At 73.2% G+C, this 15,017-nt stretch carries 15 protein-coding genes; 10 read left to right on the plus strand and 5 right to left on the minus strand.

Annotated features, from left to right (window positions below; all coding sequences use genetic code 11):
- From V6U81_RS15815 to V6U81_RS15830, 4 genes are all read left to right on the plus strand, one after another.
- A partial coding sequence (locus V6U81_RS15815; RefSeq protein WP_334490045.1) for a multifunctional oxoglutarate decarboxylase/oxoglutarate dehydrogenase thiamine pyrophosphate-binding subunit/dihydrolipoyllysine-residue succinyltransferase subunit occupies nucleotides 1-3,437 on the plus strand: 3,437 nt, incomplete at its 5' end.
- Nucleotides 3,438-3,507: 70 nt separating this feature from the next.
- Nucleotides 3,508-3,687 (plus strand): DUF6104 family protein, encoded by a 180-nt coding sequence (locus tag V6U81_RS15820; RefSeq protein WP_334490048.1) that lies wholly within the window; start codon nucleotides 3,508-3,510, stop codon nucleotides 3,685-3,687.
- Nucleotides 3,688-3,780: 93 nt separating this feature from the next.
- Entirely contained in the window at nucleotides 3,781-5,850 is a 2,070-nt protein-coding gene (pta, locus tag V6U81_RS15825; RefSeq protein WP_334490050.1) for a phosphate acetyltransferase, read from the plus strand.
- Nucleotides 5,847-6,965: an acetate/propionate family kinase gene (locus tag V6U81_RS15830; protein WP_334490053.1), complete on the plus strand. Its 1,119-nt coding sequence runs from the start codon at nucleotides 5,847-5,849 to the stop codon at nucleotides 6,963-6,965. The genes pta and V6U81_RS15830 overlap by 4 nt, the downstream gene beginning before the upstream one ends.
- A gap of 58 nt (nucleotides 6,966-7,023) precedes the next feature.
- On the opposite strand, the gene V6U81_RS15835 is transcribed toward V6U81_RS15830, so the two are convergent.
- Nucleotides 7,024-7,197, minus strand: coding sequence for a hypothetical protein (locus tag V6U81_RS15835; RefSeq protein ID WP_334490056.1), 174 nt, complete (start codon nucleotides 7,195-7,197; stop codon nucleotides 7,024-7,026).
- A 159-nt stretch (nucleotides 7,198-7,356) separates the two neighbouring features.
- Between V6U81_RS15835 and V6U81_RS15840 the strand changes: the two genes are divergently transcribed.
- Together V6U81_RS15840 and V6U81_RS15845 are read left to right on the plus strand one after the other, a co-directional pair.
- On the plus strand, nucleotides 7,357-8,244 hold the full coding sequence (locus V6U81_RS15840) for an alpha/beta hydrolase family protein (RefSeq protein ID WP_334490059.1): 888 nt from the start codon (nucleotides 7,357-7,359) through the stop codon (nucleotides 8,242-8,244).
- 135 nt (nucleotides 8,245-8,379) lie between these two features.
- Nucleotides 8,380-9,345, plus strand: coding sequence for an alpha/beta hydrolase family protein (locus V6U81_RS15845; protein ID WP_334490062.1), 966 nt, complete (start codon nucleotides 8,380-8,382; stop codon nucleotides 9,343-9,345).
- 25 nt (nucleotides 9,346-9,370) lie between these two features.
- Here V6U81_RS15845 and V6U81_RS15850 read toward each other — a convergent pair whose 3' ends face one another.
- The 3 genes from V6U81_RS15850 to V6U81_RS15860 all read right to left on the minus strand — a co-directional run bounded on the left by V6U81_RS15850 (nucleotide 9,371) and on the right by V6U81_RS15860 (nucleotide 12,158).
- A complete protein-coding gene (locus V6U81_RS15850; protein ID WP_334490065.1) occupies nucleotides 9,371-10,333 on the minus strand; it encodes a zinc-binding dehydrogenase in 963 nt (320 codons plus the stop codon).
- Between the two features lie 133 nt (nucleotides 10,334-10,466).
- Nucleotides 10,467-11,645 (minus strand): NAD(P)-dependent malic enzyme, encoded by a 1,179-nt coding sequence (locus tag V6U81_RS15855; protein ID WP_334490068.1) that lies wholly within the window; start codon nucleotides 11,643-11,645, stop codon nucleotides 10,467-10,469.
- A gap of 165 nt (nucleotides 11,646-11,810) precedes the next feature.
- Nucleotides 11,811-12,158, minus strand: a complete 348-nt coding sequence (locus V6U81_RS15860) for a S24/S26 family peptidase (RefSeq protein WP_334490071.1) — start codon at nucleotides 12,156-12,158, stop codon at nucleotides 11,811-11,813.
- An 84-nt stretch (nucleotides 12,159-12,242) separates the two neighbouring features.
- Here V6U81_RS15860 and sodN point away from each other — a divergent pair, with 84 nt between their 5' ends.
- The 3 genes from sodN to V6U81_RS15875 all read left to right on the plus strand — a co-directional run bounded on the left by sodN (nucleotide 12,243) and on the right by V6U81_RS15875 (nucleotide 13,605).
- A complete protein-coding gene (sodN, locus tag V6U81_RS15865; RefSeq protein ID WP_334490076.1) occupies nucleotides 12,243-12,647 on the plus strand; it encodes a superoxide dismutase, Ni in 405 nt (134 codons plus the stop codon).
- Nucleotides 12,648-12,712: 65 nt separating this feature from the next.
- The gene (locus V6U81_RS15870) at nucleotides 12,713-13,204 is read left to right on the plus strand and encodes a GNAT family N-acetyltransferase (RefSeq protein WP_334490116.1); all 492 of its coding nucleotides are present in this window, start codon (nucleotides 12,713-12,715) and stop codon (nucleotides 13,202-13,204) included.
- Entirely contained in the window at nucleotides 13,201-13,605 is a 405-nt protein-coding gene (locus V6U81_RS15875) for an ATP-binding protein (RefSeq protein ID WP_334490079.1), read from the plus strand. Before V6U81_RS15870 ends, V6U81_RS15875 begins: the two co-directional genes overlap by 4 nt.
- A 20-nt stretch (nucleotides 13,606-13,625) precedes the next feature.
- On the opposite strand, the gene V6U81_RS15880 is transcribed toward V6U81_RS15875, so the two are convergent.
- Nucleotides 13,626-14,015: a hypothetical protein gene (locus V6U81_RS15880; protein WP_334490082.1), complete on the minus strand. Its 390-nt coding sequence runs from the start codon at nucleotides 14,013-14,015 to the stop codon at nucleotides 13,626-13,628.
- A 43-nt stretch (nucleotides 14,016-14,058) separates the two neighbouring features.
- Between V6U81_RS15880 and V6U81_RS15885 the strand changes: the two genes are divergently transcribed.
- On the plus strand, nucleotides 14,059-15,009 hold the full coding sequence (locus V6U81_RS15885) for a diacylglycerol/lipid kinase family protein (protein WP_334490084.1): 951 nt from the start codon (nucleotides 14,059-14,061) through the stop codon (nucleotides 15,007-15,009).
- The last annotated feature ends 8 nt before the right edge of the window (nucleotides 15,010-15,017 follow it).

Raw genomic sequence — 15,017 nt, forward strand, 5'->3', positions numbered from 1 at the left:
AGCCGGCCCCGGCCAAGGCCGCCCCGGCGGCGCCGGCCGCGAAGGCCGCCCCGGCCAAGCCGGCCGCCAAGGCCGCGCCCACCGGCGCTGGCACCACCCCGCTGCGCGGCGTGGCCGCCAAGATCGTTCAGAACATGGACGCCTCGCTGGCCGTGCCGACCGCGACCAGCGTGCGCGCGGTCCCGGCCAAGCTGCTGGTGGACAACCGCATCGTGATCAACAACCACCTCGCCCGTGGCCGCGGTGGCAAGGTCAGCTTCACCCACCTGATCGGCTACGCGCTGGTCCGGGCGCTGGTCGAGCACTCGGAGATGAACAACTCGTTCGCCGAGGTCGACGGCAAGCCGGCGATGGTCCGCCCCGAGCACGTCAACCTGGGCATCGCGATCGACCTGGCCAAGCCGGACGGCTCCCGCAACCTGGTGGTCCCGTCCATCAAGGCCTGCGAGCAGATGGACTTCCGGCAGTTCTGGCAGGCGTACGAGGACGTGGTCCGGCGCGCCCGCCGCAACGAGCTGACCATGGAGGACTACTCCGGCACCACCATCTCGCTGACCAACCCGGGCGGCATCGGCACGGTGCACTCGATCCCGCGCCTGATGCAGGGCCAGAGCGCCATCATCGGCGTCGGCGCGATGGAGTACCCGGCCCCGTACCAGGGCATGAGCGAGGCCACCCTCGCCGAGCTGGCGGTCAGCAAGATCATCACGCTGACCAGCACGTACGACCACCGGATCATCCAGGGCGCGCAGTCCGGCGAGTTCCTCAAGGTGATGCACGAGCTGCTGCTCGGCGAGCGCGGTTTCTACGACCAGATCTTCACCTCGCTGCGCATCCCGTACGAGCCGGTGCGCTGGGTCCGGGACGTCGCTGTCGACTCCGAGGGCCAGATCAACAAGACCGCGCGGGTGCACGAGCTGATCCACGCGTACCGGGTGCGCGGCCACCTGATGGCCGACACCGACCCGCTCGAGTTCAAGATCCGCAAGCACCCCGACCTGGACGTGCTCCAGCACGGGCTGACCCTGTGGGACCTCGACCGGGTCTTCCCGGTCAACGGCTTCGCCGGCAAGCAGCGGATGAAGCTGCGCGAGATCCTCGGCGTGCTGCGCGACTCGTACTGCCGCCGCGTCGGCATCGAGTACATGCACATCCAGGACCCGGAGGAGCGCCGCTGGATCCAGGAGCGGATCGAGCGCAAGTACGAGAAGCCGCCGGCCGACGAGCAGAAGCACGTGCTCAACCGGCTCAACGCCGCCGAGGCCTTCGAGACCTTCCTGCAGACCAAGTACGTCGGGCAGAAGCGCTTCTCGCTGGAGGGCGGCGAGTCGCTGATCCCGCTGCTGGGCGAGATCCTGGAGTCGTCCGCCGAGGGCGGGCTGGACGAGGTCGTCATCGGCATGGCCCACCGCGGCCGGCTCAACGTGCTGGCGAACATCGTCGGCAAGCCGTACGAGAAGATCTTCTCGGAGTTCGAGGGCCACCTGGACCCGCGTTCGACGCAGGGTTCCGGCGACGTGAAGTACCACCTCGGCCAGAACGGCAAGTTCACCACCCCGGACGGCGACCACGCGGTCAAGGTCTCGCTGGTGGCGAACCCGTCGCACCTGGAGGCCGTGGACCCGGTGCTGGAGGGCATCGTCCGGGCCAAGCAGGACCGGATCGACCTCAAGCTGGAGGGCTACACCGTGCTGCCGCTGGCGGTGCACGGTGACGCCGCCTTCGCCGGCCAGGGCGTGGTGGCCGAGACGCTCAACCTCTCCCAGCTGCGCGGCTACCGCACCGGCGGCACCGTGCACGTGGTGGTCAACAACCAGGTCGGCTTCACCACCGCCCCGGAGTACTCGCGCTCCAGCCTCTACAGCACCGACGTCGCCCGGATGATCCAGGCGCCGATCTTCCACGTCAACGGCGACGACCCCGAGGCCGTGGTCCGGGTCGCCCGGCTGGCCTTCGAGTACCGGCAGGCGTTCAACAAGGACGTCGTGATCGACATGGTCTGCTACCGCCGCCGCGGGCACAACGAGGGCGACGACCCGTCGATGTCCAACCCGCAGATGTACAAGATCATCGACTCGAAGCGGTCGGTCCGCAAGCTCTACACCGAGGAGCTGATCGGGCGGGGCGACATCACCGTGGAGGACGCGGAGGAGCTGCTGCGCGACTACCAGGCGCAGCTGGAGCGGGTCTTCAAGGCCACCCGCGACGCCGCGACCACCCCGCGCCAACTGAGCCGGCCGCGCCGCGAGGACGAGCCGGAGCCCCAGGTCGAGACCGCGACCGACGCCGCGGTGGTCAAGGCGATCGGCGAGGCGCACGTCAACCTCCCCGAGGGCTTCACCCCGCACAAGCGGATCCAGCAGCTGCTCGACCGGCGGGCCAAGATGTCCGTCGAGGGCAACATCGACTGGGGCTACGGCGAGATCATCGCGCTCGGCTCGCTGCTGCACGACGGGATCACCGTCCGGCTCGCCGGTCAGGACTCCCGCCGCGGCACCTTCGTCCAGCGGCACGCCTCGGTGGTCGACGCCAAGACCGGCGAGGACTACCTGCCGCTGAAGACCCTCACCGCCGACGGCGAGCGGTCCCGCTTCTTCGTGCACGACTCGCTGCTCTCCGAGTACGCCGCGATGGGCTTCGAGTACGGCTACTCGGTGGAGAACGTCAACGCGCTGGTCTGCTGGGAGGCCCAGTTCGGCGACTTCGTCAACGGCTCCCAGTCGGTGATCGACGAGTTCATCTCGTCCGGCGAGGTGAAGTGGGGCCAGCGCTCCGCGGTCACCCTGCTGCTGCCGCACGGCCACGAGGGCCAGGGCCCGGACCACACCTCCGGCCGCCCGGAGCGGTTCCTCCAGCTCTGCGCGGAGGACAACATGCGGGTGTCCATCCCGACCACTCCGGCGAACTACTTCCACCTGCTGCGCCGCCAGGCGCTGTCGCCGAAGCGCAAGCCGCTGGTGGTGTTCACGCCGAAGTCGCTGCTGCGGCACAAGCTCTGCGTCTCCCAGGTCGAGGACTTCACCACCGGCACCTTCCAGCCGGTGCTGGCCGACACGGCCGCCCCGGCGCCGGAGCAGGTGAAGCGGGTGCTGCTCTGCTCGGGCAAGGTCTACTACGACCTGTTCCAGGCCCGGGCCGAGCGGGGCGTCACCGACACCGCGATCATCCGGATCGAGCAGCTCTACCCGATGCCGGTGGAGGAGATCCGGGCCGCCCTGGCGCAGTACCCGAACGCCGAGGACTTCGCCTGGGTGCAGGAGGAGCCGGCCAACCAGGGCGGCTGGAGCTTCGTCGCGCTGAACCTGCTGGAGCACCTGACCGACGTCCGGCTGCGCCGCATCTCCCGTCCGGCGGCCGCCGCCCCGGCGGTCGGCTCGGCCAAGATGCACGAGGTCGAGCAGACCGCGCTGATCGAGGCGGCTCTCCCCCGCCCGTGACCCACCCGAACCCGGCCCGTCCCCTTCCGGGGGCGGGCCGGGTTCGTCGAATCCAGCCAGAGGAGGCACGGTGTACTTCACCGACCGTGGGATTGAGGAACTGGTCGAGCGGCGGGGCGACGAGCAGGTGAGCATCGAGTGGCTCGCCGAGCGGCTGCGCGACTTCGTCGACCTGAACCCCGAGTTCGAGACCCCGATCGAACGCTTCGCCACCCACCTGGCCCGCCTGGACGACCCGGACGACGAGTAGTCGCCCCGCCCCGGGCCGCGATGTGATCAAGGACCGGGGTGGGCGGGACCAAGGTCCCGGGCGGGGCGGAGCGCGATCTTCTAGGGTGGGGTCGTGGCCCGCAGCGTCTATCTGACCAGCGTGGGTTCCGGCGGGGGTAAGTCGACCATCGCGCTCGGGCTCGCGGAACTCCTCTCCCGGCAGGTCGAGCGGATCGGCGTGTTCCGCCCGCTGGTCGCCGGCGGTGGCCCCGACCCGATCCTCGCCCTGCTGCACGACCGCTACCGGGTCGACCTGCCGCAGGAGGAGCTGACCGGCGCCACGTACGCCGAGGCGAGCGCGCTGGTCGCCGACGGGCGGCGGGAGGAGCTGATCTCCCGGATCGTCGAGCGCTACCGCGACGTCGAGCGGCGCTGCCCGGCGGTGGTCGTGGTGGGCAGCGACTTCGCCGACGGCGGTGACGGCGCCGGGCCCCGGGAGCTGGCCTTCAACGCCCGGCTGGCGACCGAGTTCGGCAGCGTGGTGGTGCCGGTGATCGACGGCTTCGGGCAGGAGCCCGAGGCGATCGCGGCGGCCGCGCGCGGGGCGTACCACGATCTGGAGGACCTGGGCGCGACCGTGCTGGCGGTGATCGCCAACCGGGTGCCCGGGGCGATGGCGCTGCCCGAGCTGCCCGTCCCCGCGTACGCGATCCCGGAGGTGCCGACCGTGTCGGCGCCGACGGTGGCCGAGGTGGCGGCGGCGCTCGGCGCCACCCTGCTCTCCGGCGACGACGCGGCGCTCGGCCGGGACGTGCTCGACTTCGTGGTCGGCGCGGCGCACGTGCCCACCCTGCTGGACCACCTGACCGAGGGCGCGCTGGTGATCACCCCCGGTGACCGGGCGGACCTGCTGGTCGCCGCGAGCGCCGCGCACGTCGCCGGCCAGGTGTCGGTGGCCGGCCTGGTGCTCACCCTCGGCGAGCAGCCCGACCCCCGGGCGATGCGGCTGGTGGAGGGGCTGAACACCGGTCTGGCGGTGCTCTCGGTGCCCAGCGACAGCTACGACACGGTGGCGGCGTCCAGCCGGATCGAGGGCCGCCCCGGTCCGGCGAACCCGCGCAAGGTCGAGGCGGCCCTCGGGGCGTTCGAGAACAACGTCGACACCGTCGACCTGGCCCGCCGGCTGCGGGTCAGCCGCTCCGAGCGGGTCACCCCGCTGATGTTCGAGTACGACCTGATCGACCGCGCCCGGGCCAACCGGCGCCGGCTGGTGCTGCCCGAGGGGACCGAGGAACGGATCCTGCGGGCGGCGGAGATCCTGCTCCGCCGGGGCGTGGCCGACCTGACCCTGCTCGGCCGCCCGGACGACGTCGCCCGGCGGACCCGCGAGCTGGGCATCGACGTGGCCGGCGCGGACGTGGTCGACCCGGCGACCAGCGCCCTGCGGGACGAGTTCGCCGCCCGGTACGCGGAGCTGCGCGCCCACCGCGGCGTCACCTACGAGCTGGCGCACGACGTGGTGGCCCAGCCCAACTACTTCGGCACGATGATGGTGGCCACCGGGCACGCCGACGGCATGGTCTCCGGGGCCACCCACACCACCGCGGCCACCATCCGCCCGGCGTTCGAGATCATCCGTACGGTGCCGGGGGTCTCGGTGGCCTCCAGCGTGTTCTTCATGCTGCTCGCCGACCGGGTGCTGGTCTACGGCGACTGCGCGGTCAACCCGGACCCGGACGCCGCCCAACTCGCCGACATCGCCATCTCCTCGGCCGACACCGCGGCCCGGTTCGGTATCGATCCCCGGGTGGCGATGCTGTCGTACTCGACCGGGGACTCCGGGGCGGGCGCGGACGTGGAGAAGGTCGCGGAGGCCACCAAGCTGGTCCGGGCCCGCCGGCCCGAGCTGCTGGTCGAGGGCCCGATCCAGTACGACGCGGCGATCGACCCGCAGGTGGCGGCCACGAAGCTGCCGGAGAGCGCGGTGGCGGGGCGGGCGACGGTCTTCATCTTCCCGGACCTGAACACCGGCAACAACACGTACAAGGCGGTGCAGCGGTCGGCCGGCGCGGTGGCGGTCGGCCCGGTCATGCAGGGCCTGCGCCGGCCGGTCAACGACCTGTCCCGGGGCGCCACCGTCGCCGACATCGTCAACACCGTGGCGATCACCGCCATCCAGGCCGCCGCCGAGGAGTCGTCATGAGCCGGATCCTGGTCCTCAACTGCGGGTCGTCGTCGGTGAAGTACCGGCTCTACGACGGCGAGGCGGTCCAGGAGAAGGGCACCGTGGAGCGGGTCGGTGAGCCGGGCGGCGGCCCGGCCGACCACGAGACGGCGGTCCGGGGGATCCTCGACCGGCTCGACCTGGACGGGCTGGCGGCGGTCGGGCACCGGGTGGTGCACGGCGGTCGGCGGTTCAGCTCGCCGGTGCTGGTGGACGACGCGGTCTTCGCCGCGATCCAGGAGCTGGTGCCGCTCGCCCCGCTGCACAACCCGGCCAACCTGACCGGCATCGAGGTGACCCGGGAGGCGCTGCCGGAGGTGCCGCAGGTGGCGGTCTTCGACACCGCGTTCCACCACACCCTGCCGGAGGCCGCCGCCACCTACGCCGTCGACCGGGACACCGCCGAGCGGTACGGCATCCGCCGGTACGGCTTCCACGGCACCTCGCACGCGTACGTCTCGAAGCGCACCGCGGAGCTGCTGGCGCGCCCGTACGAGGAGCTGCGCACGATCACCCTGCACCTGGGCAACGGGGCGAGTGCCTGCGCGGTCGACGGGGGCCGCAGCGTCGCCACCTCCATGGGGATGTCCCCGCTGGAGGGTCTGGTGATGGGCACCCGCAGCGGCGACCTCGACCCGACGGTCATCTTCCACCTGCGCCGCGAGGCCGGACTGTCGGTCGACGAGATCGACGACCTGCTCAACCACCGCAGCGGCCTGCTCGGCCTGACCGGGGTCAACGACATGCGCGAGGTGCTCCAGCGGCGGGAGGCCGGGGATCGGGCGGCCGCGCTCGCCTTCGACGTCTACTGCCGCCGGCTCACCGGCTACGTCGGCGCGTACTACGCGCTGCTCGGCGGGGTCGACGCGGTGACCTTCACCGCCGGGGTCGGCGAGCACGCCGCCCCGGTGCGGGCCGCCGCGCTGGCCGGGCTGGAGCGGCTCGGCATCGCCGTGGACCCGACGCGCAACTCGGCCAGCGGCGACCGGATCATCTCGCCGGACCTCGCCGAGGTGAGCGTCTGCGTGATCGGCACCGACGAGGAGCGGGAGATCGCCCGGGAGACCCGCGCGGTCGTGGCGGCTCAGGGCTGAGCCGCCGGGCGGCCCCGCGATACGCCGCTGCCGGGCCGGCGGGCGGCGGCGGGCCGGATCAGCCCAGCGCCAGCCAGGCAACGGCGACGACCAGCAGGACCGCCACCACGGCGGCGCCGGCGATCAGCGGCAGTCGGGAGTTCGTGGCGGCCGGCGCGGCGGCCTCCGGGGAGTGCGCGAAGGCACGGAACTGCTCGGTGTTGCCGCTCGGGTCCATGTACTCGTCAGACATGCCGGAGACCCTAGCGAAACCACCCGCGGCGCGGCGTCCCGCCGGACCGAGGGTGACCGGTCCGATCCGAGCGGTGGAGGCGGTCCGGGCCGGGTGGCGGTCGGCAGGCGGTCCGGACGGCGGGCCCGGGGTACCCCCACGGCGGCCTACCGTGACGGGATGGGGGCGAGGCGGCTGGTCGCCGTGCTGACGACGGCGCTGCTGACCGGTTGCGGCCCGGCCGTCGCCGCGGCCCCGGGGCCGCCGCCGGCCCGGCACGCCCCGGACCGGCTCCACCCCGTCGCGGTACGCACGTTCACCGTCGACCCGGCCGGTCCCCGGCCGCTGCCGGTGACGCTCTGGTACCCCACCGAGGGGGGCCGGGTGGCGCCCGGTCGCTTCCCGGTGGTGGTCTACAGCCACGGCCTGCACAGCCTCCCCGAGCTGCACGCCGGGCTGACCGCCCGGTGGGCGGCCGCCGGTTTCGTGGTGGCCGCGCCGGCCTACCCGCACACCAACCTGCGGGCGGCCCGGTTCACCCGCGCCGACGTGCGGCACCAGCCGGCCGACGGCTGGCGGCTGATCCGGTACCTGGTCGGACTGGACGCGCGGCCGGGCGACCCGCTCGCCGGGCACCTGGACGTGGCCCGGTTCGCCGCGGCCGGCCACTCGGCGGGCGGCTTCACCACCGCCGGGATGTTCACCTCGGGCCACTCCGCCCGGCTGCGGTCCGGCATCGTCATCGCCGGCGGCGGTCTGGCCGGCGCCTTCGCCGGTCCGGCCGCTCCCCTGCTCTTCGTGCACGGCACCGCCGACCCGGTGGTGCCGCTCTCCGTCGGGCGGGCCGCCTTCGACCGCAGCATCGGCCCGGCGGGGTTCCTGAGCGTGCTGGGGCAGGGGCACGGCGAGTACCTCACGCCGGGCCGGCCCGGCTATGACGAGGTCCTCGCCGCCACCACCGACTTCCTCCGCTGGACCCTCTACGACGACCCGGCGGCGGCCCACCGCCTCCGCACCGACGCCACCCACGCCGGCCGCATCACCCTCGACGACCGGCTGGCCCGCTGACCGGGCCGAACGACGCCGCCGGCCTGGCCCGGCTGCACGACAGCCTGCCCGGCTGAGCCCACCGACGGTCCCGCCCGGGTCACCGTGGGTCGGGAAGTGGCCGGTCACCCCGTCGGGCGGGGCACAATCGGATTCATGTCCCGTCGCCCCACCCCGCTGCTGCTCGCCGCCGCCCTGCTCAGCGCGGGTCTTGTCGGCTGTTCCGCCCCCGCTCCGACGGCCCGGCCCGCCGCTCCGCCGGAGCTGCCGAGGGCCACCACCCCGGCGCCGCGGGTACCGGCCGGCAGCGCGCCGGCCGAGTCCTTCGCGGTCGGCGTACGCCAGTTGACGTTGAACCGGGGCGGCGACCGCCGGCTGCCGGTGACCCTCTGGTACCCGGCCCGGGGCGAGGCGGGCGGCGCGGCCGAGCGCGGGGCGACGGCGGCGGCCGGCCGGTTCCCGGTGGTGATGTTCAGTCACGGGCTGGGCGGCCGGCCGGAGGATTACCGCCTGCTGCTGACCCGGTGGGCGGCGGCCGGTTTCGTGGTCGCCGCGCCGACCTTCCCGCACACCGGCCGGGGCGGCGACGGCAACGTCCTCGACGTGCTCAACCAGCCGGCCGACGTCTCGTACGCCCTGGACAAGGTGCTCGCGCTGAACGGCACGGCGGGCGACCCGCTGCGCGGCCGGCTGGCCACCGACCGGGTGGCCGCGGCCGGGCACTCGGCGGGCGGGGTGACCACCATCGGGCTCTTCACCGCGAGCCGGGACGCCCGGCTGGACGCCGGGGTGGTCTTCGCCGGCACCGCGCTCGGGGTGGGCACCGCCTTCGCCGGCACGGCGGCACCGCAGCTCTTCGTGCACGGCGAGGCGGACGAGGTGGTCGACTACGCCTCCGGCCGGGCGGTGTACGACGCGGTGCCCTGGCCGAAGGCGATGCTCAGCCTGCCCCGGGGCGACCACGGGCGGGCGCTGCTCGCCGACGGCGCCGCGCTTCGGGTGGTCTCCGACACCACGCTGGAGTTCCTCCGCTGGACCCTCTACGGCGACGCGAAGGCGAAGGCCCGGATGCCCGCCGACGCGGCACGCGGCGACCTGGCCACCCTCGACGACCATCTGTGAGCGGCCGTCGAGGGCGGCATGCCGGTCAGGCGGTGTGGTCGAGGACGACCTTGCCGAAGACGTCACCGGAGTGCAGCCGGGCGAAGGCGTCCGCCACCTTGCCGAACGGCACCACGCTGTCCACCACCGGGCGGACCTCGTGCTCGGCGCAGAACGCCAGCAGCTCGGTCAGCTCGTCCGGGGTGCCCATCGAGGTGCCGAGGATCTCCAGCTGCATGGCGAAGACCCGGCGCAGGTTGACCTTGGGGTCGTAGCCGGCGGTCGCGCCGGAGACCACGATCCGGGCCATCGGGGCGGCCGACTTCAGCGAGTGGTCGAAGGTGGCCGCGCCGACCGTCTCGATCACCACGTCGACCCGCTCGGGCAGCCGCGCCCCGGGCTCGACCGCGGTCGCCCCGAGCGCGGAGATCCGCTCCCGCTTGCCGGCGTCGCGGCTGGTCGCGTAGACCCGCTTGCCCAGCGCCACGCCGAGCGCCACGGCCGCCGTGGCGACCCCGCCGCCCGCGCCCTGCACCAGCACCGACTCGCCGTCGGCGACCCGGCCCTTGGTGGTGAGCATCCGCCACGCGGTGAGCCAGGCGGTGGGCAGGCAGGCCGCGTCGGTCACCGACAGGCCCGCCGGCAGCGGCAGCAGGTTCACCCGGGGTACGGCCACCCGCTCGGCAAAGGTCCCCTGGTAGTGCTCGGAGAGGATGGAGACCCCGCGCGGGTCGCCGGGGGTGGGGATCACCGGGTAGATGACCACCTCGTTGCCGTCCGGGTCGGTGCCGACGGCGTCACAGCCGAGGATCATCGGCAGCTGGTCGGGGCCGAGCCCGACGCCGCGCAGCGACCACAGGTCGTGGTGGTTGAGCGAGCTGGCCCGCACCTGCACGGTCACCCAGTCGTCGTCCGGGTGGGTCGGCTCGGGACGGTCACCGACGGTGAGCGCGGCGAGCGGGTTGTCGGCGTCGAAGCGGGAGGCATAGGCGGCACGCATGGTCGGCACCGTAACAAGTACCGCCGCCCGGCAGAACCTCAAGCGCCACCCCGCCTCCGGGCAAGTACAGGGAAAGAGTGGCCTCCCGTGCCGGGAGGCCACTCTTTCGGTGCAACTGCGCGGATCTTGCCGGGCGGGTCGGTCAGGCGCGGGCGACCCCGTCGCGGCGGGCCGCCTCGGCGACCGCCTCGGCCACCGCGGGAGCGACCCGGGGGTCGAGCGGGGACGGCACGATCGCCTCGGCGGTGAGCGAACCGGCGACCACCCCGGCGATCGCGTCCGCGGCGGCCACCTTCATCCCGTCCGTGATCCGGGTGGCCCGGGCGTCCAGCGCCCCGCGGAACACGCCGGGGAAGGCGAGCACGTTGTTGATCTGGTTGGGGTAGTCGCTGCGCCCGGTGGCGACCACGGCGACGTGCCGGGCGGCCACCTCCGGGTGCACCTCCGGGTTCGGGTTGGCCAGCGCGAAGACGATGCCGCCCGAGGCCATCCCGGCCACCGCCGCCTCCGGGATCTGCCCGCCGGAGACGCCGATCAGCACGTCCGCACCGCGCAGGGCCTCGGTGATGTCGCCCTCGCGCGCCTCGGCGTTGGTCGTCTCGGCCAGGTGCGCCTTGGTCTCGGTCAGGTCGGCCCGGTGCCGGCCGATGATCCCCTTCGAGTCGCAGACCACCACCTGCTCCGGGTTCACACCCCCGGCGACCAGCATGTGGGTGACCGCCACCCCGGCCGCGCCGGCGCCGCTGACCGTCACCCGCAGGTCGCCGAGCTTCCGGTTGAGCAGGGTCGCCGCGTTGCGCAGGGCGGCCAGCACCACGATCGCGGTCCCGTGCTGGTCGTCGTGGAAGACCGGAATGGGCAGGGCCTCGTCGAGCCGGCGCTCCACCTCGAAGCAGCGCGGGGCGCTGATGTCCTCCAGGTTGATGCCGCCGAACGACGGGGCGATCGCCTTCACCGTCGCCACGATCTCGTCGACGTCCTGGGTGTCGAGGCAGATCGGTACCGCGTCCACGCCGGCGAACTGCTTGAACAGCACCGCCTTGCCCTCCATCACCGGCAGCGCCGCGCGGGGGCCGATGTTGCCCAGCCCGAGTACGGCGGAACCGTCGGTGACGACCGCCACGGCGTGCGACACCCACGTGTAGTCGTCGGCGAGGGCGGGGTTGGCGGCGATCGCCTCGCAGACCCGGGCCACACCCGGGGTGTACGCGAGGGAGAGGTCTTCCCGGCTGGTCAGCGGGACCGTCGAGGCGACGGCCATCTTGCCGCCGACGTGCAGCCGGAAGACGGGATCAGCGGGATCCACGGTGGACGCAGACATGGTGACTCCAGGATCTGTCGAGCAGACGGAGCGGCCGGCGCGGGCGCGTGGTGGTGAGGCGGATCCGGCGGCGCGCGGTGCAGGGGGTCACCCGGGCACTTTCCGAGCATAGTGGGGACACCGGCGCCCCGATGTGAGCAGGGTCATAACAGGGGCGGAGCGGGGTCACGACAGGGGGTGCACCCTCCCGGGGCGGGGCCAGTAGCGGGCCACCACCCGGCCCAGCACGTCGGCCACCCCGTACGCCCGGGAGTCGTCGGTGATCAGCTCGTTGTCGCCGCGTACCCACCAGCCGCCGTCCTGCGGTCGGACCGCGCGCTTGACCACGAGCAGCCCCGGGCGGGTGCGGAAGACCGCGACCACGACGTCGCCGGGGCGGACCGCCCGGCCGCCCGGGCGGACCAGCAGCGCGTCGCCATGGCGCAGCGTGGGCGACATGGACGGGCCGATCACTCCCACCGCAGCCAGCGGCCGGCGCAGCCGGGCCGGCGGTGGAGTCCCCTCGACCGTCACCAGGTTTCCCCTCTGCCCCTGCCGGGGACGTCCCCAGGAGTAATGTCGGCTTGGATCATCGCAAACATCCCGTGGAGGACACTGATGCGACTTCCCCGCATCCTCACGCCCCGTTTGACCGCTAGCGCCCATTGCGACCTGCCGTGCGGCGTGTACGACCCGGCGCAGGCCCGGATCGAGGCCGAGTCGGTCAAAATGATCTGCGAGAAGTACCAGTCGAACACCGACCCGGAGTTCCGCACCCGGGCGATCCTGATCAAGGAGCAGCGGGCCGACCTGGTCAAGCACCACCTCTGGGTGCTCTGGACCGACTACTTCAAGCCGGCCCACTTCGAGAAGTACCCGCACCTGCACCAGCTCTTCAACGAGGCCACCAAGGCGGCCGGCGCGGCCGGTGCCAAGGGTGCGACCGACCCGGCCAAGGCCGACGAGCTGCTGCAGAAGATCGACGAGATCTCGAAGATCTTCTGGGAGACCAAGAAGGCGTGAGCCTCGCCTCTTCGGCACCGACGATCCGGCCGGCGCGTCCCGAGGACGTGCCGGCCGTCGTCGCGATGGTGCACGAGCTCGCCGCGTACGAGCGCGCCCCGGAGCAGTGCCACCTCACCGACGCGCAGTTGACCGCCGCCCTGTTCGGCCCGGCACCGGCCCTCTTCGGCCACGTCGCGGTGGACGGCGACGACCGGCCGGTCGGGTTCGCGCTGTGGTTCCTCAACTTCTCCACCTGGGCCGGCGTGCACGGCATCTACCTGGAGGACCTCTTCGTCCGTCCGGAGCACCGGGGCACCGGGGCGGGTCGGCTGCTGCTCGCCACGCTCGCCGCGATCTGCGTGGAGCGCGGCTACCAGCGGCTGGACTGGTGGATGATCGACTGGAATCCGGCCGCCCGCTTCTACGCGTCGATCGGCGCCGCGCCGATGGACGAGTGGGTCCCCTACCGGCTCACCGGGCCGGCGCTGGCCGATCTCGCCGCCCAGGCGGCGACCGTGACCGCCCGCGCGGACGCCGGGGCGGGTAGAGTCCCCGACCGGGGGGATGAGGCGTGACTCAACTGACCGGCCAGCCGACCACCGACGACGACGTGGTGCACCTCACGGTGCCCGCCGACGGCGGTTACCTCGGCGTGCTCCGCACCGCCACGGCGGGTCTCGCGGCCCGCCTCCAGTTCGCCCTCGACGAGATCGAGGATCTGCGGATCGCGGTGGACGAGGCCTGCGCGATGCTCCTCGCGATCGCCACCCGCGACGCCGAGCTGTCCTGCCGCTTCGCGGTCACCGAGGACGCGCTGACCGTCGAGGTGACCGTGCCGACCGTGCGGGGGGCCACCCTGCCGTCGGAGTCCTCGTTCGCCTGGAAGGTACTCACCGCGCTGACCACGGGGGCCACCGCCCGGGCCGACGAGGGCCGGGCCACCATCTCGCTGCTGACCCGCCGCTCCGGCTACTGAGCCCCAGCGGCGGCCGGCGCTCACCCGACGCCGAGCGCCCGGGTGGTGGGCGGGCTGACCAGCAGCGCGCAGACGCCCACGCCGAGCAGCATCAGCGGGACGCCGAGCCAGCCCATCCCGCCCTGGACCATGTACCAGCCGACCGGCAGCAGCATCAGCTGGAGCACGATGGCCGGTGCCCGCGCACCGCTGCGTCGACGGGCCAGCGCACCGCCCAGGGCCCAGAGCGCGACCGCGCCGGCGACGGCGAACCCGGTCACGAAGAGCGCCGACACCAGGTCCGTCCTGGCGGCGGTGAGGTCCGCCCAGACCAGCCAGGCGGCGAGCAGCGCCAGGGCGACCGCCTCGCCGCGCAGCAGGCGTACGGCCCACCGCAGGGTGTCGGGAACCGGCTCGGAGTCGATCGTCACGCGCGTCACGATACCCGCGCCCGATCGCGGTACAGTGCCGCCCATGCGGGCCGTCCTGGTGGTCAATCCGAAGGCCACCACCACGAGCGAGCGCAGTCGGGACGTCCTGGTCCGGGCTCTGCGCAGCGAAGTAGACCTGTCGGTGCGGTACACCCGGCGGCGGGGTCACGCCACCGACCTGGCCCGCGAGGCGGCCGAGGAGGGCGTCGACGTGGTCGTCACGCTCGGTGGCGACGGCACGGTCAACGAGGTGGTCAACGGCCTGATGGCGGCGCAGCCGCCGACCTTCCGCACCGGCGGCACGTCGGCCGAGCGGTTGCCCGCGCTGGCCACCGTGCCGGGGGGCTCGACCAACGTCTTCGCCCGCGCCCTGGGGCTGCCCCGGGAGTGGCCGGAGGGGACCAGCATGATCCTGGAGGGGCTGCGACTGGGCCGCTCCCGGAGGATCGGGCTGGGCCGGGCGGACGACCGCTACTTCACCTTCTGCGCCGGCTTCGGCGTGGACGCCGCGGTCATCCACCGGGTGGAGCAGGCGCGCAAGAAGGGACGGGTCTCCACCCCGGCCCTCTACGTCCGTTCGACGCTGAGCCAGTACTTCCTCGCCTCGGACCGCCGGCACCCGACGATCACGCTGGAGCGGCCCGGCGAGACGGCCGAGGCCGAGCTGGCGACGGTCATCATCCAGAACACGGCACCGTGGACGTACCTGGGTGAGCGGGAGATCAACCCGAACCCGGAAGCGTCGTTCGACCTCGGGCTCGATGTGATGGCGCTGCGTCAGCTCCGCGTCGCCAGCACTACACGGACGGTGACCCAATCCCTGTCCCGACACCCCGATCCGCGCGGTAGGCAGGTGCTGCGGCTGCACGACGTGGCCGAGTTCACCCTGGTCGCGGGCCGCCCGCAGGCCTTCCAGCTGGACGGCGATTATCTCGGGGAGCGACAGAAGGTCCGATTCACCTCCGTACCCGAGGCACTGAGAGTAATCTGCTAGGTCTCGGG

The sequence above is a fragment of the Micromonospora lacuserhaii genome, assembly GCF_036902735.1.
GTDB lineage: Bacteria > Actinomycetota > Actinomycetes > Mycobacteriales > Micromonosporaceae > Micromonospora.

Coding starts and splice junctions, on each gene's coding strand:
- V6U81_RS15830 (WP_334490053.1), top strand. CDS start 5,847: ATGAGCCGGATCCTGGTCCTCAACTGCGGGTCGTCGTCGGTGAAGTAC.
- V6U81_RS15835 (WP_334490056.1), bottom strand. CDS start 7,197: ATGTCTGACGAGTACATGGACCCGAGCGGCAACACCGAGCAGTTCCGT.
- V6U81_RS15840 (WP_334490059.1), top strand. CDS start 7,357: ATGGGGGCGAGGCGGCTGGTCGCCGTGCTGACGACGGCGCTGCTGACC.
- V6U81_RS15845 (WP_334490062.1), top strand. CDS start 8,380: ATGTCCCGTCGCCCCACCCCGCTGCTGCTCGCCGCCGCCCTGCTCAGC.
- V6U81_RS15855 (WP_334490068.1), bottom strand. CDS start 11,645: ATGTCTGCGTCCACCGTGGATCCCGCTGATCCCGTCTTCCGGCTGCAC.
- sodN (WP_334490076.1), top strand. CDS start 12,243: ATGCGACTTCCCCGCATCCTCACGCCCCGTTTGACCGCTAGCGCCCAT.
- V6U81_RS15870 (WP_334490116.1), top strand. CDS start 12,713: ATGGTGCACGAGCTCGCCGCGTACGAGCGCGCCCCGGAGCAGTGCCAC.
- V6U81_RS15885 (WP_334490084.1), top strand. CDS start 14,059: ATGCGGGCCGTCCTGGTGGTCAATCCGAAGGCCACCACCACGAGCGAG.